Source organism: Chryseobacterium sp. HMWF035, from assembly GCF_003094695.1.
Classification (GTDB): domain Bacteria; phylum Bacteroidota; class Bacteroidia; order Flavobacteriales; family Weeksellaceae; genus Chryseobacterium; species Chryseobacterium gambrini.
Genome location: NZ_QEHP01000107.1, coordinates 1 through 25044, shown reverse-complemented (window position 1 = coordinate 25044; position 25044 = coordinate 1). Strand labels below are relative to the sequence as shown.

General features: G+C 36.4%; 22 protein-coding genes. 16 read left to right on the top strand and 6 right to left on the bottom strand.

The annotated features are described in order from the left end of the window. Positions 1-159 precede the first annotated feature (159 nt). A complete protein-coding gene (locus tag DD829_RS15775; RefSeq protein ID WP_108408604.1) occupies positions 160-1581 on the top strand; it encodes a sugar MFS transporter in 1422 nt (473 codons plus the stop codon). A 54-nt stretch (positions 1582-1635) separates the two neighbouring features. Here the strand turns inward: DD829_RS15775 and DD829_RS15770 are convergent, their stop codons facing one another. Continuing rightward, positions 1636-1950, bottom strand: a complete 315-nt coding sequence (locus tag DD829_RS15770; protein WP_116547918.1) for a hypothetical protein — start codon at positions 1948-1950, stop codon at positions 1636-1638. A 453-nt stretch (positions 1951-2403) separates the two neighbouring features. Here DD829_RS15770 and DD829_RS15765 point away from each other — a divergent pair, with 453 nt between their 5' ends. From DD829_RS15765 to DD829_RS15695, 15 genes are all read left to right on the top strand, one after another. After that, positions 2404-3759, top strand: a complete 1356-nt coding sequence (locus DD829_RS15765; RefSeq protein ID WP_076390497.1) for a sigma-54-dependent transcriptional regulator — start codon at positions 2404-2406, stop codon at positions 3757-3759. A gap of 3 nt (positions 3760-3762) precedes the next feature. Further along, on the top strand, positions 3763-4902 hold the full coding sequence (locus DD829_RS15760) for an FIST signal transduction protein (protein WP_108409693.1): 1140 nt from the start codon (positions 3763-3765) through the stop codon (positions 4900-4902). Between the two features lie 2 nt (positions 4903-4904). Next, complete coding sequence (locus DD829_RS15755) at positions 4905-7163, top strand: PAS domain-containing hybrid sensor histidine kinase/response regulator (protein WP_108409692.1); 2259 nt, start codon at positions 4905-4907, stop codon at positions 7161-7163. Between the two features lie 119 nt (positions 7164-7282). Continuing rightward, positions 7283-7723, top strand: a complete 441-nt coding sequence (locus DD829_RS15750) for a response regulator (protein WP_108409691.1) — start codon at positions 7283-7285, stop codon at positions 7721-7723. Positions 7724-7729: 6 nt separating this feature from the next. After that, positions 7730-8461: a polysaccharide biosynthesis/export family protein gene (locus DD829_RS15745; protein ID WP_108409690.1), complete on the top strand. Its 732-nt coding sequence runs from the start codon at positions 7730-7732 to the stop codon at positions 8459-8461. A gap of 12 nt (positions 8462-8473) precedes the next feature. Then, positions 8474-10621: a GumC family protein gene (locus tag DD829_RS15740; protein ID WP_165796607.1), complete on the top strand. Its 2148-nt coding sequence runs from the start codon at positions 8474-8476 to the stop codon at positions 10619-10621. After that, complete coding sequence (locus DD829_RS15735; protein ID WP_165796606.1) at positions 10618-11844, top strand: lipopolysaccharide biosynthesis protein; 1227 nt, start codon at positions 10618-10620, stop codon at positions 11842-11844. Before DD829_RS15740 ends, DD829_RS15735 begins: the two co-directional genes overlap by 4 nt. Further along, positions 11835-12950 carry a glycosyltransferase family 4 protein gene (locus DD829_RS15730; protein WP_108409687.1) on the top strand — a complete coding sequence of 372 codons (1116 nt, stop codon included), beginning with the start codon at positions 11835-11837 and terminating at the stop codon, positions 12948-12950. The genes DD829_RS15735 and DD829_RS15730 overlap by 10 nt, the downstream gene beginning before the upstream one ends. Position 12951: 1 nt before the next feature. Then, positions 12952-14244, top strand: coding sequence for an O-antigen ligase family protein (locus DD829_RS15725; protein ID WP_108409686.1), 1293 nt, complete (start codon positions 12952-12954; stop codon positions 14242-14244). A gap of 132 nt (positions 14245-14376) precedes the next feature. Continuing rightward, positions 14377-16686 (top strand): hypothetical protein, encoded by a 2310-nt coding sequence (locus tag DD829_RS15720; RefSeq protein WP_108408790.1) that lies wholly within the window; start codon positions 14377-14379, stop codon positions 16684-16686. Beyond that, entirely contained in the window at positions 16683-17423 is a 741-nt protein-coding gene (locus DD829_RS15715; RefSeq protein WP_108408789.1) for an acyltransferase, read from the top strand. The genes DD829_RS15720 and DD829_RS15715 overlap by 4 nt, the downstream gene beginning before the upstream one ends. Next, positions 17371-18603: a glycosyltransferase gene (locus tag DD829_RS15710; protein ID WP_108408788.1), complete on the top strand. Its 1233-nt coding sequence runs from the start codon at positions 17371-17373 to the stop codon at positions 18601-18603. The genes DD829_RS15715 and DD829_RS15710 overlap by 53 nt, the downstream gene beginning before the upstream one ends. 2 nt (positions 18604-18605) lie before the next feature. Beyond that, the gene (locus DD829_RS15705) at positions 18606-19682 is read left to right on the top strand and encodes a glycosyltransferase family 4 protein (RefSeq protein ID WP_108408787.1); all 1077 of its coding nucleotides are present in this window, start codon (positions 18606-18608) and stop codon (positions 19680-19682) included. Positions 19683-19809: 127 nt separating this feature from the next. After that, positions 19810-21021 (top strand): DUF1972 domain-containing protein, encoded by a 1212-nt coding sequence (locus DD829_RS15700; protein WP_165796535.1) that lies wholly within the window; start codon positions 19810-19812, stop codon positions 21019-21021. A gap of 19 nt (positions 21022-21040) precedes the next feature. Then, positions 21041-22108, top strand: coding sequence for a glycosyltransferase family 4 protein (locus DD829_RS15695; RefSeq protein WP_108408785.1), 1068 nt, complete (start codon positions 21041-21043; stop codon positions 22106-22108). 139 nt (positions 22109-22247) lie between these two features. Here the strand turns inward: DD829_RS15695 and DD829_RS15690 are convergent, their stop codons facing one another. From DD829_RS15690 to DD829_RS24185, 5 genes are all read right to left on the bottom strand, one after another. Further along, positions 22248-22658, bottom strand: a complete 411-nt coding sequence (locus DD829_RS15690; protein ID WP_108408791.1) for a 5-fold beta-flower protein — start codon at positions 22656-22658, stop codon at positions 22248-22250. 99 nt (positions 22659-22757) lie between these two features. After that, positions 22758-23318 carry an alpha-ketoglutarate-dependent dioxygenase AlkB gene (locus tag DD829_RS15685; RefSeq protein WP_108408784.1) on the bottom strand — a complete coding sequence of 187 codons (561 nt, stop codon included), beginning with the start codon at positions 23316-23318 and terminating at the stop codon, positions 22758-22760. After that, entirely contained in the window at positions 23308-23775 is a 468-nt protein-coding gene (locus tag DD829_RS15680) for a hypothetical protein (protein ID WP_108408783.1), read from the bottom strand. The genes DD829_RS15685 and DD829_RS15680 overlap by 11 nt, the downstream gene beginning before the upstream one ends. A 193-nt stretch (positions 23776-23968) precedes the next feature. Further along, positions 23969-24667, bottom strand: a complete 699-nt coding sequence (locus DD829_RS15675) for a hypothetical protein (protein WP_116547917.1) — start codon at positions 24665-24667, stop codon at positions 23969-23971. A gap of 140 nt (positions 24668-24807) precedes the next feature. Further along, a partial coding sequence (locus tag DD829_RS24185; protein WP_228408219.1) for a hypothetical protein occupies positions 24808-25044 on the bottom strand: 237 nt, incomplete at its 5' end.

Here is a 25044-nt window from a genome sequence, read left to right as displayed (position 1 = left end):
ATACAGTGATTATATTCACAATAAATACTATTAAATCTTTGATGGTCATAAATATTTATCATATTAAAAATTCTTTGCTTAAACGGTTAAATTTATTGTCTCGAAATGATAATTTATTAAATAAACCAACTATCTTTAAACTTTAATATATATGAATTTATGATAAATGATGCTAAAACGGGCAGCAGAAACTATACTGTTCCGTTGATTACCATTACACTATTGTTTTTTATGTGGGGATTCATCACCTGTATGAACGACATTCTTATCCCTTATCTGAAACAGCTTTTTAAGCTTACTTTCTTTGAATCTATGCTCGTACAGTTCTGCTTTTTCGGAGCTTACTTCATCGGTTCACTGATTTATTTCCTCATCTCCACCACAAAAGGAGATCCTATTGACAAAGTAGGTTACAAAAAAGGAATCATTTTCGGGATCTTTCTTGCCGCTTTAGGGTGTGTACTTTTCTACCCTGCTGCAAGTTTTTCTTCCTACGGATTATTTTTGGGAGCTTTATTTATTTTAGGGTTAGGATTTACCGTTTTGCAGATTACGGCAAATGCTTACGTTTCGCTTTTGGGTCCGGAAGAATCTGCATCCAGCCGCCTGAACATGACACAGGCGTTCAATGCCTTCGGAACCACAATTGCTCCGGTTTTAGGCGGACATTTAATTTTTGAATTGTTTTCCGCTCCGGACGGATCTTTCAGTGCAGCGGCAACGAAAATTCCTTATCTCATTTTTGCAGTAATTCTGCTTTTGGTAGCTTTGCTTATTTCAAGAGTTAAACTTCCGGACTTTCAGGTAAAGGGGGAAGAAATTGTAAAAGGATTCGGAGCTTTGCAGCACAACCATCTGAAATTTGGAGTTCTTACCATGTTCTGTTACGTAGGAGGCGAAGTTGCAGTGGGAAGTTTCATCATTAGTTTTCTGGAGCAGCCACAGGTGATGAATCTTTCTGAAGTGGTAAGCAAAAATTATCTTTCCCTGTATTGGGGAGGCGCGATGATCGGAAGATTTTTAGGCGCAATTTCCCTGAATCAGTCAATCAGTCAGGCAAAAAAAGCTTTATATATGTTGGGAGCGGCTATCGCTGTATTTTTGGTTATTTTCAGCATTGTAGATCTTAGTTTTTCTCAGATCAGCTTCTTTTTAGTTTTTATTGCCTTAAATTTTATCGCGTTTTTTATCGGAAAATCGGCTCCGGCGAGAACCTTATCTATATTTGCGGGAGTTAATGTTCTGTTATTGATTTCTGCAATGTTTAATCATGGCGAACTGGCAATGTACAGCATTCTGGGAATAGGAATCTTTAACTCAATCATGTTCTCAAATATTTACACTCTCGCTATTTCAGGATTGGGAAAATACACAAGTCAGGGTTCTTCTCTGGTGGTTATGGCAATTCTGGGAGGCGCTATTGTTCCTGTTTTTCAGGGATATTTAGCCGATATTTTCGGGGTACAGCACTCTTTCATCATTCCTGTATTCTGTTATATTGTAATCCTGATCTTCGGAGCTTATTGTACGAAGTACCTGAGTCATGTAAAGCAGGAGGAAGGCACAAAAGCCGGACATTAAATTTTCAGTTTTAAAATAAAGAAACCTGCTTTTACAGCAGGTTTTATTTTTATATTATATAATAAGTGCCTTAGTATCGGTGTAATAAATAATAGGCTCATCCTCAGACCTTACTCCTTTTTTAGACAGAGATTCAAGATGGATAATCTTAAATTTTTTAGGCTTATAAATTTTTAATTCATTTTTATTTTCATCTACTATTACTTTTTCAGCAGCATCAAAATTTATATAAGGTGATACTACAGAGACATTTCCTATATAAACTGTTACTTTTTCCTGAGTATTTCTCTTAATATTTTCACTCTTAAATTTCAGAGTATCATCGCCGGAATTATGCTGAGAAAAAACTTTCTGCGAACAAAACAACATTAAAAACGCTCCAGTAATCTGTATTTTTTTATCATATCCATTTGAGTTTAAACTTTATATTAAACAAAACTAAATAAAAAAATTACAGCTTAAAGAATTATAACATTTTTTAAGAAATCACATCATAATCAGCCAAAGACTTCTGTAAAGTAATTTGTGGATTTTAAAATCATGATCCATTTATTAAAAATTTCATGTTGTTATCGTACTTAAATGAAACAGAAATATATTATTTAAATACCCTCCAATCCTACTATTCATCAGGAATTTCAAATTTACACAGTTTTAATAAGATGAATTTATTGATCTGTAAAATCTGTATAACTCCAAAAAAATCAACACAAAACAATCAGAAAAACCCACCCACAAAGGATTAACGTTGAGATATTAATTAAAATATTTCATTATGTAAAGAAAAAATTCTACTTTTAATCAGAATTTTTAACAAATATCATGATGGTCAGAATTTTCCTTGTGGATGACGATCCCTTCTTCGGAGAAATGCTTAAATATCATCTTCAGCTTAATCCTGATTATGAAGTTTTTCTTTACAGTTCCGGCAAAGAATGCCTTTCCGAGCTTTACAGGAATCCTGACATCATCTGTATAGACTTTGGTTTACCGGATATTCAGGGAGATGATCTTTTCAAACAGATCAAAACGCTTTATCCGGATCTGCCGATCATTGTAATCAGCGGTCAGGAAAACATTTCCGTAGCCATTGATTTCCTGAAGCAGGGCGCAAAAGATTACATCGTAAAAAACGAACACACCAAAGAACTTCTGTGGAGTTCCATTATCCGCCTGAGAGAAAATATCTCGCTAAAACAGGAAGTTGAAGAACTGAAAGATGAACTCGAAAAAAAATACAGCTTTGAGAAAACAATTATCGGACAGAGTGAATCCATCAAAAGCATATTCTCAAAAATCAATAAAGCTCTGAAATCCAATATCAACGTCTCTGTAACCGGAGAAACAGGAACCGGGAAAGAAGTGGTTGCAAGAGCAATACATTATCATTCTTCCAGAAAAAACAAGCCTTTTGTTGCCGTAAACATGGCAGCAATCCCTAAAGATCTGGTGGAAAGTGAATTTTTCGGTCATGAAAAAGGAGCATTTACAGGAGCAACAGATAAATCGGTAGGAAAATTTGAACAGGCAAACGGAGGAACTATCTTTCTGGATGAGATCGCAGAACTCGATCTCAACCTTCAAAGCAAGCTTCTTCGGGCGTTGCAGGAAAGAGAAATTACAAGAGTCGGCGGAACCCAGAAAATAAAACTGGACGTAAGACTCATTATTGCCACCCACAAAAATCTCGCAAATGAAGTAAAGAAAGGAAACTTCAGAGAAGATCTTTACTACAGGGTTATCGGTCTTCCGATAGAATTACCTCCGCTCAGAGAAAGGGATCAGGACACTTTAATTCTTGCCAAACATTTTATTGATCTTTTTGCCAAAGAAAACAAAAGCAAACCTTTGATTTTAGCTTCCGATGCAAGAAAAAAACTCATGAAATACAGCTTTCCGGGAAATATCCGAGAGCTTAAATCCGTTATCGATCTTGCCTGCGTAATGGCGGAAAGCAATGAAATAACTGCGGATGACATCAGCTTTTACAGCCTTGAAAAAGAATCCGAAGTTTTTCTTTCCGAGCAAAAAACATTGAAACAGTATACAACGGACATTATTCTTCACTTTCTGAGAGAAAATAACAATGACGTCATTAAAACAGCTAAAATATTAGACATCGGAAAATCAACCGTTTATAATCTTATTAACAGCGTAGACCTTAAAAAAACTAAATAATACATGAAAGTCGCTAAACTACTTTTTGCCGACGGAATCTGGAAATCTGAAATAAATGATGAAAATCTGGACTATCAGAAAGCTCAGCTTGTTTTGGGATACGGTTGCCGGAATACCCTTGAAAACCCTGATTTTTTTGAGGTAATGAAAGCAAAATTTCCAGATGCAGAAATTGCCTTATCTTCTTCTTCAGGAGAAATTTTCTGTAATGAAGTTTTTGATGAAACCGTAACAGTTACCGCCATTGAATTTTCTTCATCTTACATCAAAACACAGCAGATTGATATTAATGATTTTCAGAACAGCTATGAAGCTGGAAAAGCACTTTTTAAAAATCTTTGTCACGAAAATCTCAGGTGGGTATTTGTACTTTCGGACGGAAGTAAAGTAAATGGAAGCCAACTGGTAAAAGGACTTAATGAAGGGCGTCCCGAAGGAGTTTTAATTTCCGGCGGATTGGCAGGTGACGGAGATCGTTTTGAGAAAACCGTTGTCGGTCTTAATGAGGTTCCCGTATGCAATAAAATCGTTGCCATTGGCTTCTATGGTGAAAAATTAGAGCTTTCTCACGCATCATTCGGAGGCTGGGAAAGTTTCGGACTGGAAAGAACCGTTACAAAATCCCAAAACAACATCCTCGTAGAAATAGACAATAAAAATGCTTTAGACCTCTATAAAAATTATCTGGGTAAATATGCAGAAGAACTTCCAAGTTCTGCCCTGCTCTTTCCGTTATCTTTAAAACTCGACGAAAATTCTGCTCCGGTGGTAAGAACAATTCTCTCCATTAATGAAAAAAGCAATATGATGATTTTTGCGGGAGATCTGCCGGAAGGAAGCCGCGTACGATTTATGAAAGCCAATCTGGACCGTCTCATCGATGCAGCAAATGATGCTGCGCATGGATGCCTTCAGATGAATCCGGATCCAAAGCTGGCAATTATTGTAAGCTGTGTGGGAAGAAAAATGGTGTTGGGAGAAAGGGTTTCCGAAGAAGTAGAGATTGTAAGAGACGTTTTAGGCACCAAGACCGCTCTTAACGGCTTCTATTCTTACGGTGAAATTTCTCCGGTTAAACCTTTCGGGGAATGCGCGCTTCATAATCAGACCATTACCATAACCACTGTAAATGAAACGGAATAACCATGGAAACCGACTTGCACAATTTACTCAGCAGACAGATCAAAAAATATCTGACGGAAGATTTCAAAAATCATCCGCAGTTTAACAATTTCATTAACGCAGTCAACGATTCCTATAAATCTTTTGAACGGGACAAGGAGTTAACCGATCATGCATTCAGACAGAGCGAAAAAGAATACAAAGAGCTGTTTAATGATCTGAAAAAAGAAAATGAACTCAAACAGGAATCCATTTCAAGTCTTTATGAATCTTTAAGCCTATTGGATTCTGCTTTTGATACCAAAAAAAATAAAGACCTTAAAGAGCTTTCTTTATACCTCGCCGAACAGCTTAAAGAAAGAAAAAGAGCGCAGGACAATATAAAGCGTCAGGAAGAAAAATACCGCAATATTATCGCGAATATGAATCTCGGACTTATTGAGGTGGATAATGACGAGATTGTACGGTATGCCAACCAAAGCTTCTGCAACGTTTCGGGCTTTGAACTGGATGAAATTATTGGTAAAAATCCTTCACAGCTTTTCGTGCAGGGAGAAGCCAATCTGGAATTTATACAGGAACAGATCGAGCTGAGGGAAAAAGGAATATCCAGTGTTTATCAGCTTCCGATAAAAAATAAAAGAGGCGAACTGAGATGGTGGGCAATCAGCGGTGCACCAAATTATGACGATCATGGAAATCTTTTAGGTTCCATAGGAATTCATCTCGACATCACCGACCAGAAAAAACTGGAAGAAGATCTCAAGCAGGAAAAATCTAAAGCTATTGAAGCTTCTAAAGCAAAAGAAGTCTTTTTAGCCAATATGAGCCATGAGATCAGAACACCGCTGAACGCGATCATAGGTTTTCTAAGAGAGCTTAAAAGGCTGGATCTCACAACCACACAGAGCCAGTTTGTAGAAAACAGCTTCAACGCGGCACAGCATCTTTTGTCCATTATCAATAACATCCTCGATATTTCCAAAATAGAATCCGGTGAGATGTCTCTGGACAACACCGTTTTCTCACTGAAAGAATGCATTAGTAACATCATCAGTATTCTTCAGCCTAAAGCAAGACAGAAAAAAATACTGTTGAAAGCCAAATTTTCGGATGATCTTTTTTCTGAATTTAAAGCCGATGCGCTCAAAATAAAACAGATCTTATACAACATCATCGGAAACTCTCTCAAATTCACCAATGTCGGCGAAATATGCCTGGAATGCAACGTCAGAAAGGATTTTCCCGACCATCAGAATCTTGAAATCCGAATCACCGACACCGGAATCGGGATGAGCGAAGAGTATGTAAAGCAGATCTTTAAAAAATTCAATCAGGAAGACAGCTCTATTTCGAGAAAATACGGCGGAACCGGTCTTGGTATGGCAATTACACGGGAACTGATTTATCTTATGAAAGGAGAAATAAAGATTAAAAGTAAAAAAAATGTAGGAACAGAGATCAGCATTTTTCTGGATATGACTAAAAGCATCGGAAAATCGGAATCCAAAAACATCGAAGTGAAAGAGCACATTTCCATCGAGGGAACACGCGTTTTGCTTGTGGAAGACAACGAACTCAATCAGCTGGTTGCAGAAAATTCTCTGACGCATTTCGGATGCGAAGTGACAAAAGCAGACAACGGAAAAATAGCCGTGGATATTCTTTCAAAAGAGCAGTTTGATATTATTCTGATGGATATTCAGATGCCTGAACTGGACGGGATAGAAGCCACTAAAATTTTAAGAAAAGACTTCAGACTTACCACTCCTATCATTGCGCTTACCGCCAATGCTTTTAAAACAGAAATAGACAACTGCATTGCTGCAGGAATGAACAGCTACATCACCAAACCTTTTGACGAGGACGAACTGCTGAAAATTATTTATAAAAATATTAAAATGCAAAATACATCAAAAACCGATAATCCGGAAGAAGAAAAAATTCTTTATGATCTCAAAAACATTCAGGCTTTAAGCCGCGGAAATGATGAGTTTATTCAAAAAATGCTGTCCATATTCATCACGCAGACCCAGGAAACCATTCCGATGGTGGAAAAAGCTTTTGAAGAGAAAAATTATGCCGAAATAGCACGCCTCATTCACAGAATAAAACCAAGTATTGAAGGCGTGGGAATCTACTCCATCAAAGAAACCGTAAAAGATCTTGAAGTAAAATCCAAAGAGCAACAGACCGATTTCCCTGAACTGTACACTATGTTTCTGGAAGTAAAGGAAACACTCTTCAAGACAATAAAACAACTGGAACGGGAAATTAGATAAACCCTTTCCAAAATAAAGATATTTTCCATATTTTGGAATTAAAAAAATAATTAATGCATTGATTTTCAAGTAATTAAATAAAGGCACAGGAATCGCGTTATTGTTTTCAAATAAAAAAGATGGAAACAAATCACAAAAAATTAAAGTTTTTTATTGTAGATGACGACAGATTTTGCGCCACCGTTTACGAGCAGTATCTGAAAAACAATCATTATGAAGATATTTCCTCATTCAGCAGCGGAGAAGAATGTCTGGATGAGCTTTACCAGAAACCCGATATTATTTTCCTGGATCACAATATGGAAGATCTTAACGGTTTCGAGGTTTTAAAAAAGATAAAAAGATACGATCCGAACATTTACGTTATCATGGTTTCTGCACAGGAAAATATCGACACTGCGGTAAACGCTCTGAAATACGGTGCCTTCGATTATATTGTAAAAGATGCCAATGTCTGCGAAAGAATGACGGATACCATAGAAAAAATAGTAAAAATCAAGGAAGAAATGTCTCAGAACCAGCGCAAAGGTTTTAGAAAATTCTTTTCAGTTTTATTTTAAGATTTTATGTTAAAAAAACTCATCTTATCCTTCTGTTTCCTGATGCTTCTGGTATCCTGTAAAACCTACAACGTACTGGAAGAGGAACAGCCTTCCCGAAACATGCAGGATTTCAGCTATGATCCGAGCTATGAATACAGAATCCGTAAAGACGACAAAATTACGCTTTCCGTTTGGGGACAGGATGATCTGAGTGTGGGTTCTGTATACGGAATTTACAACTCCAATGAAGTATACGGAAAATGGCTTCTGGTAGACATCAACGGAAATATAGAAATTCCAAAATTGGGAACAACTCCCGTTGTAGGGAAATCTCTTCCCGAACTGAAGGAAGAAATAAAAACAAAGCTTAAAAAATGGCTGGTAAATCCTATTGTGGACGTTAAAGTTCTGAACAAAGAAATTGCCGTAATGGGCGAAGTGAGAAATCCGGCGGTAATTCAGGTAGATAAAGATCATAACACTCTGCTGGAACTTGTTTCAAAAGCAGGAGGATTTGAAATGTACGCCAATTTAAAATCCATTAAAATTCTGAGACAGGAAGGCGAAAACGTTCGCGTTACCAATATTGACCTTACCAAAATGAAAGATGTTCCGAACCAGAATATCCTTCTTCATCCGGGAGATTACATCATTGTTCCTTCCAAGAAAAGCAAAGATTTTGATAAGAGAATTTCCACCATTATTCCTTTTGCAACCGTTACTTCCGCAGCCGCGATTCTGATAGGATTATTATAAAATTTAATGACCATGAACAACGAGAATGTAAGATTTCTGAAACCGCTGTTACGAGGATTTCCTATCGTCGTTCTTGCCATGATTATTGCGGTTTTGGCAGCAAAAAAATACCTCAACTATGTAACGCCGATGTACGAAAGCACCGCAAAACTGAAGCTTGCAGACACACAGGAAGGCGTTCCGAGCGCGAATCTCTTCAAAGATTTCGATGTTTTTGCCACGCCAAACAAAATAAGCACAGAAATCGAGGTTCTGAAATCGACGTCATTAATTGAAAAAACACTGGAAAAACTCCCCTTTTCTACCGAAATTTACAGAAAAGGAAAAGTACGCTCCGTAGAATTGTTCAGCGATTCTCCGATAAAAGTGGAAAGCATTATAAACGATGAAAAAAATTACGATAAAAAATTTATCATTAATATAACTTCAAATCAGAATTTTACAATAAAAGCCTCCGATTCTGCCAAAGAAGTAAAAGGGACTTTCGGAGTTCCTACAGCCATAAAAGGAGGAAAAATTCTGATCAGTAAAAACGACAGCTACCTTCAGTCTAAACCTGATGCCAAAATTGTCGATCAGTATGAAGTTGAATTCCTGAGCAGAGAAAAACTTTTGGATAAAGTAAATAAAAATCTGGATATTGTTTCCGTAGACAAAGATGTTCCTGTCATCAGAATCAATTATAAAAGCAACGTTCCAGAAAAAGCAAGCCTTTTGGTAAACACACTTGCAGAAACCTACATTCAGGATTATATTGAAAATAAATACCGCGCCGCAAATACAACGGTTGACTTTCTGAAAAATGAAATCGGACAGGCAAACAATAAGCTTTCCGGTGCAGAAAACCGTATAGAAAATTACCGAAACAAAGAAAACATCATCAATATTCCGCAGGAAACAGAAACTGATCTGAGAAAAATTTCCCAGCTTAAAATTCAGAAAAGCAATCTGAAAATGAATCTGGATGCGATAAAAAATCTCAATGATTATATTTCTGAAGGTAAAGACAACTATCTCGAACTTGCACCAAATTTTGAAGCATTCAACGACCTTCTTTCAACCGAAATGGTAAAAAATATGAAGCAGCTTCAGGCGGAAAAAAAGGAACTTCTTTTAACCTACACTCCGGAACATGAAAAAGTAAAGATTATTGATTCTAAAATAAAAGATCTTACTGATTATCAGACCGAAAGTATAAGAAACACACAGAGAAACCTGCAGATCAAATATAACGATATCAACCGCGATATTCAGATTGCAGAACAGGCTTTCATCGGTCTTCCGGAAAAGGAAAAACTGCTGAATATTATGAATCGTGAGTTCAATCTTTACGAAAAAAACTACAACTTCCTGAACGAAAAAAGAATAGACGCAGAAATTGCCAAAGCGGCGAAAATTTCTTTTCATAAAATTATTACGAGAGGAGAACTGCCGAAACAGCCTGTTTCGCCGATGCGCTCCATCATCATCATTGTTGCAGCCATTATGAGCATGATCGGATCTATTGCTCTGATCTACGCTGTACATTTTGCCAAAGCGAAAGTGAATGATGTCTATACCGTCGAAAAAAACAGTTCGATTACTGTTGCATTCACCACTCCTTTCATCAAAAACCGTGAAAAAACAATGCATCATTTCCTCGAAAATGTTCTGGAAATGGAGCTTAAAGAAATCATTAAAGATAAAAATCTCATCTGCATCACTTCATATGATAAATCGAAACAGCATAGGTTTCATTCAAAAAATATCATAAAAGCCTTACAGGCGCAATCCAGAAAAGTACTGGTAATTGATGTAGCGGGAAATTTAGAAAATATTGAAAACATCGATTATATCGACTTTTCAGAAGAAAAAAACTTAAGATTAACTTCCACGGATATTGAAAATCTGATCCGTGAAAAAATGACAGGAAATGATCTCTGCATCATCAACAATCAGTCGATAAAACAAGGCAAACTGCCTCTATTATTCCTGAAAATGGCAGATGAAAATCTGTTTGTTTTAGACAGCCGGAAAACAGCCGAAAAAACCATTATGAACGTAGAACTTCTTAAGGATGAATACAAACTGACGAATCTTTGGTTTGTGCTTAATAAAGAAGGCTATAACCCGAGTTTAATGACCTCCATTAAAAGTTTTATAAACAGAAAAAGATCGTGAAAAAGCTTACAGAAATATTTCGCAGACCCACATCTCTGGTTTTCGCAGACCAGCTGATTTTCAGCGGAACAAATTTTCTTCTGACGTTTTTGCTTGCCCGAAAACTGAATATTTCAGATTTTGGTCTGTTCTCGTCTGTGCTTTTGGTGACGTATCTTTTGGTAGGCATCTGCAACGCCATTGTAGTACAGCCTTTCCAGATTCTGGCAGCCAAAGAATTCACTAAAAAATCGCTGGGCTTTGTTTTTCAGGCTTCAATAGTTTTAATAATGATTTTCTCTGCCTTACTGTTGATGGCTAAATTCCTGCCCGTTTCTGCAATGGCGTTTTTTAAAGATAATCTATTGGCGATCATCGCTTTTGCGGCGGCATACGTTTTTCAGGATTTCCTGAGAAAGGTTCTGCTTACGATAGACCGCATACAATTGGTGCTTTTTATCGACAGCATCTTCCTTCTTGTTTTTCCTTTAATCTGGTTTGAAAACAGTCTTGATTTAGGAAAAAGTCTTCTGATTATTGCTATCGTCAACGCCATTGCTTCCCTTCCCGGAGTTTGGTATTGTGTGAAAAATGCAGAATTCAGTTTAAAAAATGCTTCCCTTTTTCATTATCATGTTACAGAAGGAAAGTGGCTTTTGAGCGCTTCTATAGTTCAGTGGTTTTCCAGTAATTTTTTCACGCTCGTTGCCGGAATTTACTTAGGAGTTAATGCTTTGGGAGCTTTGAGGCTGGTTCAGTCATTTTTCGGGGTTATTAATGTCATTCTTCAGACCGTTGAAAATTATTACCTTCCGAAAACAGCCCAGCTTCATTATCAGGACAAAAAAGAAGAAAAAAAATCCCTGCTTTTCAGTATGTCGAAAGGAATGATGGCTTTAGGAATTCTGATCATCGGTTTCTTCATTTTTTCAGAACCTTTAATTACGTTATTGGGCGGAGAACAATATAAGCAGTATGGTTTTGTGATTAAACTGGTTTCGGTATTATATGTTGTGATTTTGTACAGCTATCCTACCCGACTTTCCATAAGAGTTCTGGAGCAGAATAAAGCTTTTTTTACAGGATATTGCATTTCGTTTGTGTTTTCATTACTCAGTTTTCATTTTTTACTGAAATACGGAGCACTTTACGGCGCAGTTGCAGGTCTTGTAATCAATCAGATTCTAATGATCGTGTACTGGAAAATTTTACTTAACAGAAAACAGATTTCGGTATGGGCATAGTACATTTGATATTGGGAAAAGCAAATCCTGAAAAGATGAACGGCGTGAATAAAGTCGTGTACAACATCGCGACCAAACAGGCTGAAAACAGGCAAAATGTAGAAGTTTGGGGAATTTCCGAAAACACAGAGATCAATTACCCCGAAAGAAACTTTAAAACGAAGATTTTTAAACGGAAAAAAAATCCGTTTTCCATTCCGGAAGATCTTCAGAAAGAAATTATAAACAGCAGCGGATCTACGGTTTTTCATCTTCACGGCGGATGGATTCCTGTTTTTGCCACAGTAAGCCGATTTTTAAGAAAACACAATTTTACATATATCATTACGCCACACGGTGCGTACAACGCAGTCGCAATGCAGAAAAGTATACTTGCCAAAAAAGTATATTTTGAATTATTTGAAAAAACCGTTATTAAAAACGCATCAAAAATTCACTGCATCGGCGAAAGCGAAATGGAGGGTTTACAGTCGATTTATCCGACCCGAAAAGGCACTTTGATTCCATACGGTTTTGAAAGAGTAAAAGATGACTTTTCTTTCAGTTCCCAAAAGGAAACGCTGATCTTCGGATTTGTCGGACGGCTGGATATTTACACAAAAGGTCTGGATCTGCTTGTCGAAAGTTTTGCTGAATTTTCTAAAGCGGATCCTTATTCTGAATTGTGGATTGTAGGCGACAGCGACGAGAAAGCTGAGCTTCACCAAAAGATAAAATCATTGGGAATTGAGAATAAAACAATCCTTTTCGGAAGTAAATTTGGCAAAGAAAAAAACGATCTCCTGAAAAAGATGGACGTTTTTGTGCACCCCTCAAGAAACGAAGGATTGCCGGTTTCCGTAATCGAAGCCGCAAATTTCGGGAAACCCTGTATTGTTACCAAAAATACCAACATTGGCTATCTTGTTGAACAATACAATGCGGGAATCAATATTCCGTCGCCTCAGACAGCACTCCTTACCAAAGCATTTTTCGAAATTTCCAAAATATGGAAAGACCGGCAGAACTATGAAAAGATCTGTGGAAATGCGGTAAAAATGGTAGAAGAAGCGTTTGACTGGAACAAGATTCTTGATGAAATGAATACCAAACTCTACAACTGCTGAAATGGAAACGTTACCTCTTCATCATCAGCAATTTCTTAAAAAGCTCAACAACCAGCTGTTTATTATTCTGCTGCTTATGGTGGCGTGTTTTTTTACGTGGAGCGAAAATGTAAACATTACACGAGCCATCAAAGTAGTCGGAAGAATGGGCGTGATGATCTCTTCTATTCTGGTTTACCGGAAGATTATTAATTACGGAAGCATTAATTCTTTAGAATACAAAAATATATTTTCGCCCATTTTATACATCTGCTACTTAATTTTGGGCTTTATTTCATTTTCGTGGAGTACCAATCCGGGATTCAGCGCTTTACAATGGTTCATGACTTTTCAGAGCTTTGTTTTTGCTTATTTTTTCGTAAAAAGTCTGAAAATTTTAGACGTTTATTTCGAAGGTCACAACATCAGACTCTACCATCTTCTGGGAAACACCGTTTTCGTTCTGCAACTGGTTTTTGTCATCGGAATGTGGATTAATCCCGATGTATTTTTCCGGCTTACAGATGGTGGCGAAGAAGCCAGACTGGGCGGAACAATGATGAATCCCAACGAGCTTGGAATGCTTGCCGGAGTGGGTTCTGCCTGTCTAATTTTTGATCTTTACCGCTTTAAAAAGAAAGTCTGGACCATTATAAAAATCCTTGTCATTTTATATGCTTTATTTATGACCGGATCGAGATCTTCTCTTATCGGATTTTTGCTGATTGTGTTCTTCCATATCAACCAGACCAAAAAGAAAACCCTGAAATTTGCCATTATTGCACTTGTTGCCATGGTTGCACCTTTCGCAGTGTACAGCGTTATTCTGAAAGGCGGCGATCAGGAAAGGCTGGAAGAGATTATGAGTCTTACCGGAAGACTTCCGTTTTGGCAGGCTTTAATTACGGAAGGTTTACCCAGAGAGCCGCTTTTGGGTTTTGGCTTTATGAGGATCGATTACAAAGAGTTTTTCCAGAGTGCACATACCTATCCGGGAAAAATGACGCACAATACTTTTATGCAGGTTCTCATGAACCTTGGATTTATCGGGTTTACCATTGTGCTTTTTCAGGTGTTTTTTACCGTAAAATCCATATTGTCTGAACAGAAGGAACTGAAACTGATGCTCATCGGGATTCTTATTCCGATCGTGATCAATTCCTTTACAGAATTTGGAATTTTTGGGGAAAGTAATTATGGGATCATGTTCTATCAGATCATTATATTTTCCATTGCATTCCGCAACAACAGTCATCTTACAAGATTACAGAAAATCATCCTGAAGAAAAAAAGACCGGAATTACTGCCGGACTAAATTTCCACAGAACGATATTTTTTCCATATTTTGGAATTTAAATTTAATTAAAAAATTAATAACTAATTAATTATCAGTATTTTAATTTTTTGGCAGATATTTTTATACTATTTTGGTATATCAATAATCATCATGAAAGCATTATTTAGAAATACAGGGTACAGATTGTTTACAAAACAGGAAGAGAACAGCAAGAAAATCTCTTTTTCATACATCAAAAATCCTGACGGAACAGTAAGGTGGTTTTGGAACTCAGATTCCTCAAAGCCTTTATTTCTAAAATTTTACAATGCAGCCACACCGAAAGCAAAACTTTTCGAGGTATTGGTAAAAACGGTTTTTGCGCTGCGTTTACAGAAAATTGTTTTTAAGAAAGAGGTTCTTTATTATGTAAAAAACAGTGAGCCGGTTTTTAATATCGAAAACGACTGGGCTATTTTTACAGGAACTGTTGGTCCCAACAATAAGGCACTTCTGTTCAGCGGAGGATATTTTTACAAGATCGCGGAAACAGATTCTGCAAAAAATCTGATTGCTACAGAAAACAGAAATCTGAGAAAAATTATTTCTGGCAATGTATTGCAGGTTCCGGAAGCTTCCATGATTAACGAAAACATTCTTAAATTATCTGATATTTCAAAAGGCGGAATGCGTGAAAATTCTTTTACGAAAATTCATGCGGAAGCTTTGAAAATGATTTCCTTACACCATGAAAGAAGCGTAAAAATATCGGAATGGAAGCATTTTCAAAGTGTAAAAGAACTGTTTTTAAACATTGAAGACGAGAGAATTCCGAAAAATATCATTCGAAAGATAAAAGCAATCCTGAAACACACCAACGAAGACGAAAATATTGACGTTACCTTTTCGCACGGAGATTTTACTTCATGGAACTGTTATGTAAAAAATGAAAAGCTTGCTGTTTACGACTGGGAACTGTCTTCCACAGAAAAACCAAAAGCGTTCGATTTTTTTCATTTTATCATTCAGAACGGAATTTTAATCCAGAAAAAAAGCTGGAAAGAAATTTATGCAGAGATTGAAGAAAAGAATAAAATAACCTTCCAGTTCAGCGAAGAAGACCTTCAGAAGTATCTAAAATACTATCTTCTGACGAACACATTGTCTTACCTTACCATTTATGCGGCACAGGAAGAATGGCATCTTCAGATTCACTGGCTGTTAAAAACATGGAATGAAGCTTTAAATATCATTCTTAAAAACCATTCTACCGAAAGAGAACTGGTCATTTTAGATACTTTCGATGCGCTTTACCATACCGATTATGCGGCTTTGAAATTTCACAACGAAGAACCGGAAAAGCTGAAGCTGAATTCTGATATTGATCTGATTATTTCTTCTGATAACGCCCAGAAATTAGTCAGTTATTTATCCGGACACAGTCTCGTACAGAAAGTTTCAACGGTGAAAAAATCTTTTATGCAGACGGTAAGAATCGTTACGCTTCAAAACGAAATTCTTAATCTGGATCTTATTCATCAGGTAAAATGGAAGCATATACAAATCATGGAGGTTTCAAAAATCATTGAAAACAGAAGAAAAAACAGATTTGGTGTTTATAAAGTTTCAGAAAAAGACACTTCCCGATTTATTGATCTGTTTTACAGCCTGAACGATGCAGAAATTCCTGAAACGTATGAGAAATTTGTTTCAGAACATTTAAAATCAAACAAAATAACCGACAGAGAACTTACCATTAAAACCCTGAAAATGAAAAACGAAAACAGAGGATTCAGTTATTTTAAAAATATTGTTCATTATTTAAAAGATTCGTTTGCAGAAAAAGGATTCATCATCACATTCAGCGGTGTGGACGGAGCCGGAAAATCTACCGTGATCTCGGAAGTTTCTGAACTGATTGAAAAACGTTACAGAAGACCTGTAAAAATACTGAGACACAGACCTTCTCTACTTCCCATCCTGAGTGTATGGACAAAAGGAAAGGAAAAAGCACATGAGGACGCGGTAAATTCTCTGCCAAGGCAGGGAAACAACAAAAACTCCCTTTCTTCCTTATTGAGATTCGGATATTATTATACAGATTATATTTTAGGACAGTTTGTTATTTACACAAAATATGTTTTGAGGGGAAAAATAGTTTTATACGACAGGTATTATTTCGATTTTATTGCCGATGCAAGAAGAAGCAACATTCAGCTTCCGAAATCCGTAACGGAGACAGGATATCATTTCCTGATGAAGCCGGAGTTCAACTTCTTCCTGTACGCCGCGCCTGAAAAAATACTTAGCAGAAAAAAAGAACTTTCGTATCACTCGATTTGCGACCTTACTTCAGAGTACAGTTCCCTTTTCTCTAAACTGGAGAGAAAGAGTCAGAGAGTGAAGTACTTAGCAATCGAAAACAATGATCTTGATGTGACATTAGGAACGATCATGAACACAATAATCACAGAGAGATGAAAAAGCTTGTCGTAAAAATCATAAAACTAAGAAGTCCCTACTTTACTATAGATGATGATCTGAACTCCGGAGCGGTTCTGCAGTTTATCTGGATCCAGCTCTGGAGCATCATCAGAGGTTTCAGGATGCTTCTCTCTTTCAGAAATCCCAAAGGAATGCTTCTAGGCAAAAGAGTAAGTTTCTTTAATGTTTCTAAAATAAAATGGGGAAAGTTTCTGCGTCTGGGAAATGATGTGTATGTTTCTGCCCTTGCAAAACAGGGAATTGAATTTGGAGACAATGTATCGATAGGCGCTTTCAGCAGAGTGATTGTTTCCACCTCTTTTAACAATATCGGAGAAAAAATAAAAATAGGAAACAATGTCGGGATCGGAGAATTTGCTTATCTCGGCGGTTCCGGAGGACTGGAAATCGGAGACGAATGCATTGTAGGACAATATCTGAGCTGTCACCCCGAAAATCATAATTATGAAGATCCTGAAACATCAATCCGGCTTCAGGGCGTTAACAGAAAAGGAATAAAAATCGGGAAAAACTGCTGGATCGGAAGTAAAGTCACCATTCTGGACGGTGTGGAAATCGGAGACGGATGTATTCTGGCTGCAGGAAGTGTAATTACGAAATCTTTTCCGGACAACAGCATTATCGGCGGAGTTCCCGCTAAACTTTTAAAAACAAGAACCCATGAAAACCAATCAGACGATACTTGCAACGTGCTACGCCATCAATCCGTATAAAGGATCGGAAGATGCGATGGGATGGAATTTTGTGTATCATATCGCCAGATTCCGTAAAGTTTTTGTAGTAACGAGAGAAAACAATAAAACACATATTGAAAAATACATGAAGGAAAATCCAGATCCGTTGTATCAGAACATGAATTTCCTTTATTTTGATCTTCCCTACTGGATGCGTTTCTGGAAAAAGGGAGGTCGCGGTGCGCTTCTATATTATTATCTATGGCAACGAGGCATTGTTTCATTTGTAAAAAAACAGAAGGTGGATTTTGACATTGCCCACAATGTGAATTTTCATAACGACTGGACGCCAAGTTTTTTATGGAAATTAAAAAAGCCTTTGGTTTGGGGACCTGTAGGACATCATCCTCTTATTCCTAAACAATATCTGAAAGATTATTCCCAAAAATATTTCCTTAAAGACCGTTTAACATGGATGGTGAAAAACTTTTTCTGGAAACTTTCGCCTTCTCTGAAGAAAACAGTTCAGTATTCTAATCACATCTGGTGCATGAACAGCGGAGTTCCGGAGAAGCTTAAAGTTAAAAAAGATCAGTATTCGCTTTATCCTTCGGTTGCTTCGGAAGATTTTTATCAAAAAGATGAAGTGGCGGTAAAATCAGATTTTGCCGTAATCAGCGTAGGAAGATTTGTTCCGTTAAAAGGTTTTGATCTCACGATCCGTTCATTCATTCAGTTTATCAGTCGGCTTTCTGAAGAAGAAAAAGCGAAATGCAAGTTAATTTTGGTGGGAACCGGCGAACAAAAGCAGTTTTACAAAGATTTAATTCAGCAAAATAATGCTGAAAATTATATTGAAATCATTGAATGGATCGACCGCAGAGAACTGATGAAAATGTATGAAAAAGCTTCGGTTTTTCTTTTTCCGTCTCATGAAGGAGCAGGAATGGTGGTTCCGGAAGCACTTTCTTTCGGACTTCCGGTTGTCAGTCTTCAAAATGAAGGTCCCGGAGAATTTATTACCGAAAAATGCGGTTTTACTATTCCACAGCAGGAATATGATCAAACGGTAACGGAATTGAGCGATGCTTTAATGAAATTATTTTCAGACAAAGATCTTCAGCACAAAATGAGCATCGAAGCCAGAAAGCATTACCTTGACCGATTTTCCTGGGAAAAAAGAGGCGATCATCTCAATACAATCTATAACCAAATTTAGCCATGAAAAGAATTGTCTCTGTTCATCTTCTGAATGATTACAGCGGAAGCCCGAAAGTTCTGATGCAGCTTCTGAAATCCTGGACAAAAAACGGGATGGATGTGCATCTTTTTACTTCAGGCGGAAGAAAGGGCTTTTTGTCTGATATTCCCAAGGTGAAAAATCATCTGTTCTGGTATCGCTTTTCATCCAATGCGCTGATAAGAATTCTCAATTTCTTTCTGAGTCAGTTTTTTCTGATGATTAAATTGCTTTTTTTCCTGAAAAAAAGTGATCTGGTTTACATCAACACGGTTTTGCCTTTCGGAGCAGCAATTGCAGGAAAGCTGAGAGGCTGTAAGATTATTTATCATATCCATGAAACTTCGGTAAAGCCGAAACTATTTAAAAATTTTCTTTTCGGAACAGCAAAAATGACTGCCGATAAAATTGTTTTTGTTTCGGAATATCTTCTGAAACAGGAATCTTTAATTAACAATCAGGAATTGCTGTACAATGTTCTGGAAAGCGATTTTGCCGAAAAGGCAGACCATTTCCGAAATATGGAAAAAGAAAATCCTGTGGTTTTAATGATCTGTTCTTTAAAAGTTTACAAAGGAGTGGACGAATTTCTGGAATTAGCCAAAAAAAATCCTTCTTACATTTTCAAACTTGTGGTGAATGCGACGGAAAAGGAAATTCAGGAGTATTTTAAAGGCAGAGAAATTCCAAAACAGCTTATTATTTATCCTACCCAAACGGATACGCATCCTTTTTATCAGGAAGCCAGCGTGATTCTTAACCTGTCTCATCCTGATCTTTGGGTGGAAACATTCGGACTTACGATTCTGGAAGGAATGCGTTACGGCTTACCTGCGATCGTCGCGCCTGTAGGAGGCGTTACAGAACTGGTTGAAGATAATAAAAACGGTTTTTTAATCGATTCTAAACACACAAATGAACTTTCTGAAAAATTAAACTACATTTTGAAGGATCCATCGGTCTATAAATCCTTCAGCGAGGCTTCTTACGAGAAAAGTCTTCTGTTTTCCGAGGCGTATTTTGAGAGAAAATCTGTGGATATAATTTCCAATTTATAATCCAATTTCCAGATTATGGAAATCCGGCACACTTTCAATAAATTATAATTAACACATTTTCATTACGTTACATTATTTTACACAATTTGGAACACAAATAGTCATAATATGTTAAAATAAAATAATTATGAAGACAAAAGTAGCAATTATAGGAACGGTAGGTCTGCCTGCGAAATACGGAGGCTTCGAAACCTTAACGGCTCATCTTGTGGAAGAGCTTTCCGATACGTATGATTTTACGGTATACTGTTCTTCAAAAAAATACAGCAAGGAAGAGAGAATCGAAAGCTGGAAAGGGGCAGAACTGAAGTATCTTCCTTTAGACGCCAACGGAATCCAGAGTATTCCTTACGATACATGGTCTATTTTTCATGCTTTATTCCGAAGTGATGTTCTTCTGATTTTAGGCGTTGCCGGAGCGTGGCTTTTACCATTAGTAAAATTATTCACCAATAAAAGAATTATTATTTCCATCGACGGAATTGAATGGAAAAGAGACAAATGGTCTGTTCCTGCAAAATTATATCTTTGGTGGGCGGAAAAACTGGCGGTCAAGTTTTCTCATATTGATATTTCGGATAACGAATCTATTCAGGATTATACTTCTGTACGCTATAAAACAATAAGCCGCGTTATTGAATACGGAGCGGATCATACGAAAATAAACCGTGTTCCGTCTGCCGAAAATCTTGAAAAATACCCTTTCCTGAATGAAGAATATGCGGTAAAAGTATGCAGAATTGAACCTGAAAATCATGTCCATACGATTTTAAAAGTATTCAGCACGCTTCCGGAGCGCAAGTTGGTTTTAGTCGGAAACTGGAAAAACAGCGAGTACGGAACAAATCTGAAAGAGCAGTATTCAGGATTTAAAAATATTCTTCTGCTCGATCCTATTTACGAACAGGAAACCATTGATCTGATCCGCGGAAATGCTTCTCTTTATATTCACGGGCATTCTGCGGGAGGAACCAATCCTTCGCTTGTGGAAGCCATGTTTTTAGGTCTGCCGATCATCAGCAACGGCGTTTCTTACAACAGAACGACAACCGAGAATCAGGCTTTTTATTTTTCGGATGAAAATGAGCTTAGAAATATTCTGGAGGAGGTAAGCAAAGAAGATTTGGAACTCTGCGCCGGAACAATGAAGAAAATAGCGGAAAGAAGATATACCTGGAAAAGAATCGCAAAAAAATACAGTCAGCTTATCGAAGAAACCTTTACTATCAGCAAGAAAACCAATGTTATGCCCAGAATCTCTGAAATTGATGAGGCAATTCTGGAAAAGTACAATGTAGAGCATCTTAAGCACATCAAACTATTCAACAACTCTAAATAAACTGCTAAAAAACGAGGCTATGAAAAACTTTGTAGAACTTTCTATATACGGAATTCTTGCATTCATCCTTTCGATGTGCGTCATTCCGCTCATGAGAATGATTGCCCAGAAAATTAAGCTGGTGGATGTTCCCAATGCAAGAAAAGTGCACCAGACTACTATTCCGCTGATCGGAGGTCTTGTGATCGGGCTTGTTGTTTTTTTGCTTTTATGGATTTCTGATGACAAAAGCTGGAAAGATATTCTTCCTATCATCATTACTTCCTACATTATGCTTTTTGTGGGAACGCTGGATGATAAAACAGACATCAGAGCGATCTACAAGTTAGGAATCCAGATTTGTGTGAGTGTGATTATTGCTACTTCAGGCATCCGGATTACCACTCTTTACGGACTTTTCGGAATCCATGAAATGAATGTTTATTTTCAGTATATTCTTACGGTACTAATCATTACAACGGCAGTAAATGCTTTTAATCTGATTGATGGGATTGACGGTTTGGCAGGAAGTGTTGCAGGGGTAGGTTTTGCTTTGTTTTTCGTTATTGCTTTAATTGAAGGACATTTCGGACTGGCAAGAATCGGGTTGCTTTTCGTGGGAAGTATTGCTGCTTTTTTACGGTATAATTTTTCTTTGAAGAACAAAATTTTTCTGGGAAATTCGGGTTCTTTATTTTTGGGATATTTGTTGATCTGTCTGGGAATTTACATTACGAAATTCGACAGAAGTTCGGAAGAGTTTCCATACGGAATTTTCTTTATTCTCTTTGTATTCACGATTCCTGTTATTGATTCTGTGAGAGTGTATGCGGACAGAATATCGCGGGGAAAATCGCCATTTAAAGCAGATAAATCGCACATTCATCATCATCTTTTGCAGTTGGGACTGTCTCACAAAAGAATTACCTTAACTTTTGTAGCACTGAATATTGTAACCTTTATTGTTCAGTATGTATTTTTCCCGAACTACTCTATTTATACAACGCTTATTTCATTCTTTGTCTTCATTTTCATCTTTAAAATCATTAAAGTGCTGAATCTTTTCCTCACGTGGAAAAAAAATATCAAAGACATGGAAAATTCATAAAACCAAATTTTGATGTAAAAAATTATTATTTCGCCCTTATTTTGCCCTTAATAAAAAGAATACTCCGGACAGTGATTGTCAGGAGTATTTTGTTTTATCTGCTTAGACGGATGTAAAGTTTATAACTAAATTTTGCTTATTAATTCAGCTTGAAAAAGAAAAATGCAACTGCCGCCCATTCTTTTTTAATTCCGCTTGCATAACCGATGGTGGAATGACTGCCGTTTTCTACCGTTCCGTTATCTTTAATATAACCAATGGTTGAGTGACTGCTGTTTTCCACGGTTCCGTCCTTTTTTACGTAGCCTACTGTAGAACCGCTTTTGTTCTGTATGGTACCGTCACTTTTAATATAACCGATTGTAGAATGACTGCTGTTTTCAATCGTTCCGTTTCCTGTAATATACCCTACTGTGGAATGGCTGCTGTTTTCAATGGTTCCGTTGCTTTTGATGTATCCTGCTGTACTGCGGCTTCCCGATTCTATGGTTTGTGCGCTTACAAGAGATAAGTTAAACAAAACAGCACAAACGAATAGTGTTTTTTTCATGGTTTTAAAATTTTTAAATTCTTCGAAATATAGGAAGTTTTTATTGAAAATGAAATACCACAGAAAAAAACGCACTGTAAATTAAAATATAAGCTTTAATTAAAATTTTTTTATCTTTCTGAAAGTGATTGATATCCTTCTCTTTCTGGGGATTGCTGTATTTTGCCATTGATCGTTTTTTATGGCTTTGATCCCGTGTTTCCAGAGGTATCTTGCATCTCCGCTGAGTAAAAGAATGCTTCGGGGATTCAGTATTATTTCATGTTTTTCCGAATCTTTTGAAAACTGCATCACGCAGGAAGAAAGTAAGCTTACGGAAATGATGACATCCTCAAAGCAAGGTACACAGTCTATATGGTTTGATATTCCCTGTCCCGGTTCGTATTCGTTGATGATGACCTGATCAAAAGACTGTTCTATATTAAAAGTTGTTTTAATCTTTTTTTCCAATGCCAGAAGCCAATCCGGAAGTTCACCTTTTCTTACACCCTGACTGATATTTTTCTTTTTGTAGTCATAAATATAACCGTAATGCTGAACTCTGCGCTTCAAATTGTTGTCCCACTCTTCTTTTTCAATCTGTGAAAGAATTGCTATTTCTTCGTCGGAATTTAAAAAATCATTCTGATAAAAAAGTCCGGAAATTATATTATTCTCCATCCTCAATTGCTAAAATATATTGTAACAAATCTATAAAGTTTTTATAAACCGGTTGATATCCTGACTCCAATTCAGTAGAAACCCAGATTGAATTTTCATTTTCCTGTGTAGCGTGATATCCGTAAAAAATTATCTCATCATGATGATCCTGATAATGATCTGCCAATAAATAGATATCTGCATCATTCAGTAACGGAGAGGTCAAAAGACTTGGATTCAGCCAGTCGTCGAAACCACAAATACCAACATCAAAACCGTCTCCATAAATATTGCAGCCTCCGTATTGACTTAAAAAATAAAAATAAGCATCGTCTTTTATAAATGTTGCCTGCTTCATGATTCTCAGAGTTTCTTCTTCCCAGAGATTTTCTATTCTTTCTTTATTTAAAGTTTCGAGCCTGTATTTTGAAGCGATTTGCTGCATGAGATTGTCGACTTCGATAATTTTTTTAATCATAAATATTTTCAGAAATTAACCAATATGTATTAAATTTAAGTTCAAAGATTTTTCTGTTTTACTTTTATCAACATTTGCTTTTAAAATACCTGTAAACTCATTAATTTTTTAATCACAAAGAAATACAATCTATTAATTTTCAATAATTTAATATATTTTCAAAATATAGGATAGATTCTTACCGCATATTTCTTCATTTAAATTCCTGAATAACAAAGGAATTTATTTTATTTTCCCTGTGAAAGTCAGCAAGAAATTCATTATACTCTTCTGAGTTTGTAAAAATTAATAGGTTTTGGAATTCCTTATCCTCAATAACAGACATTGCCCAATAAATTTCCTGCCCAATAAATCTGTCGACATCCTTCTGTTTTCCTTCTGCAAATAAAGCATTAAGAGAACTTATTAAGCCTGCATTCATCGAATTGTATTCAAGAGGTTTCTTAAAAAAATCTGTAACAAGGCTGCAAATAAACTCATAGTATTTCTTTCTTAAAAATAAGCTTTTATCGCCGTCGTTGTTTGTAAATTCGTAAGTTTCTTCATTAATTCCTTCAATGATAAAGCTGACAATATCGTTCTCTTTTTTATAGCGAATATACCATTCCCGATATTCTTCGTTTGTTTTATTTTTTAGAAGATGCTTTATAGTCCAGTTATTCTCTATAATACAAATTGCCCAGTAGAAAGGCATTTCAGTAGTTATAATATACACGTTGTGATAATCTTCCAGTGTATTTAATAGATTTAAAAAATGTATGTGAAACCCGTTTTCCGGCAACGGCTCTTCAAAAAAGTCTGTAATTGTTGCACAGACAAGTTTGTAATATTTTCTTCTGAGAAAAACAGATTCATTACCAAATTCGTCGGTGTAAATGTATTGGTCTTCCATGGTTATTATTGGATTATGTAAAGTATTTCAAAAGTCTGCAGAGAAAAAGTCTTCGATTTTTTTAACTTATGTGCTCTTTTTGTTCACTTAAGTATTAAACGTAAGAAATTTAAACAATCTAAAATACATTATGAAATTAGCTATATCTTTTCTACAAATTCAAGAAATCGTTTCACAAATTTTTTATTTCTATTTTCCTCAATAAAATTTTTTATAAAATCTAAATCGTGAAAACCAGCATCATAGGAAAGATACAAAGCATCTTCCTGAATAAATTCATCTTTAAAATTTAATAATAATTGATAAAAACTGATATCTTCTTCATAATAATCGCTGTACCGGAATACTGATAATATTTTATACAGAGCGTATAGATA

Bases quoted from the DNA above. Each gene is read 5' to 3' on its own strand.
- DD829_RS15775 (WP_108408604.1), top strand. From the start codon at position 160: ATGATAAATGATGCTAAAACGGGCAGCAGAAACTATACTGTTCCGTTG.
- DD829_RS15770 (WP_116547918.1), bottom strand. From the start codon at position 1,950: ATGTTGTTTTGTTCGCAGAAAGTTTTTTCTCAGCATAATTCCGGCGAT.
- DD829_RS15765 (WP_076390497.1), top strand. From the start codon at position 2,404: ATGATGGTCAGAATTTTCCTTGTGGATGACGATCCCTTCTTCGGAGAA.
- DD829_RS15760 (WP_108409693.1), top strand. From the start codon at position 3,763: ATGAAAGTCGCTAAACTACTTTTTGCCGACGGAATCTGGAAATCTGAA.
- DD829_RS15755 (WP_108409692.1), top strand. From the start codon at position 4,905: ATGGAAACCGACTTGCACAATTTACTCAGCAGACAGATCAAAAAATAT.
- DD829_RS15750 (WP_108409691.1), top strand. From the start codon at position 7,283: ATGGAAACAAATCACAAAAAATTAAAGTTTTTTATTGTAGATGACGAC.
- DD829_RS15745 (WP_108409690.1), top strand. From the start codon at position 7,730: ATGTTAAAAAAACTCATCTTATCCTTCTGTTTCCTGATGCTTCTGGTA.
- DD829_RS15740 (WP_165796607.1), top strand. From the start codon at position 8,474: ATGAACAACGAGAATGTAAGATTTCTGAAACCGCTGTTACGAGGATTT.
- DD829_RS15730 (WP_108409687.1), top strand. From the start codon at position 11,835: ATGGGCATAGTACATTTGATATTGGGAAAAGCAAATCCTGAAAAGATG.
- DD829_RS15725 (WP_108409686.1), top strand. From the start codon at position 12,952: ATGGAAACGTTACCTCTTCATCATCAGCAATTTCTTAAAAAGCTCAAC.
- DD829_RS15720 (WP_108408790.1), top strand. From the start codon at position 14,377: ATGAAAGCATTATTTAGAAATACAGGGTACAGATTGTTTACAAAACAG.
- DD829_RS15715 (WP_108408789.1), top strand. From the start codon at position 16,683: ATGAAAAAGCTTGTCGTAAAAATCATAAAACTAAGAAGTCCCTACTTT.
- DD829_RS15710 (WP_108408788.1), top strand. From the start codon at position 17,371: ATGAAAACCAATCAGACGATACTTGCAACGTGCTACGCCATCAATCCG.
- DD829_RS15705 (WP_108408787.1), top strand. From the start codon at position 18,606: ATGAAAAGAATTGTCTCTGTTCATCTTCTGAATGATTACAGCGGAAGC.
- DD829_RS15700 (WP_165796535.1), top strand. From the start codon at position 19,810: ATGAAGACAAAAGTAGCAATTATAGGAACGGTAGGTCTGCCTGCGAAA.
- DD829_RS15695 (WP_108408785.1), top strand. From the start codon at position 21,041: ATGAAAAACTTTGTAGAACTTTCTATATACGGAATTCTTGCATTCATC.
- DD829_RS15690 (WP_108408791.1), bottom strand. From the start codon at position 22,658: ATGAAAAAAACACTATTCGTTTGTGCTGTTTTGTTTAACTTATCTCTT.
- DD829_RS15685 (WP_108408784.1), bottom strand. From the start codon at position 23,318: ATGGAGAATAATATAATTTCCGGACTTTTTTATCAGAATGATTTTTTA.
- DD829_RS15680 (WP_108408783.1), bottom strand. From the start codon at position 23,775: ATGATTAAAAAAATTATCGAAGTCGACAATCTCATGCAGCAAATCGCT.
- DD829_RS15675 (WP_116547917.1), bottom strand. From the start codon at position 24,667: ATGGAAGACCAATACATTTACACCGACGAATTTGGTAATGAATCTGTT.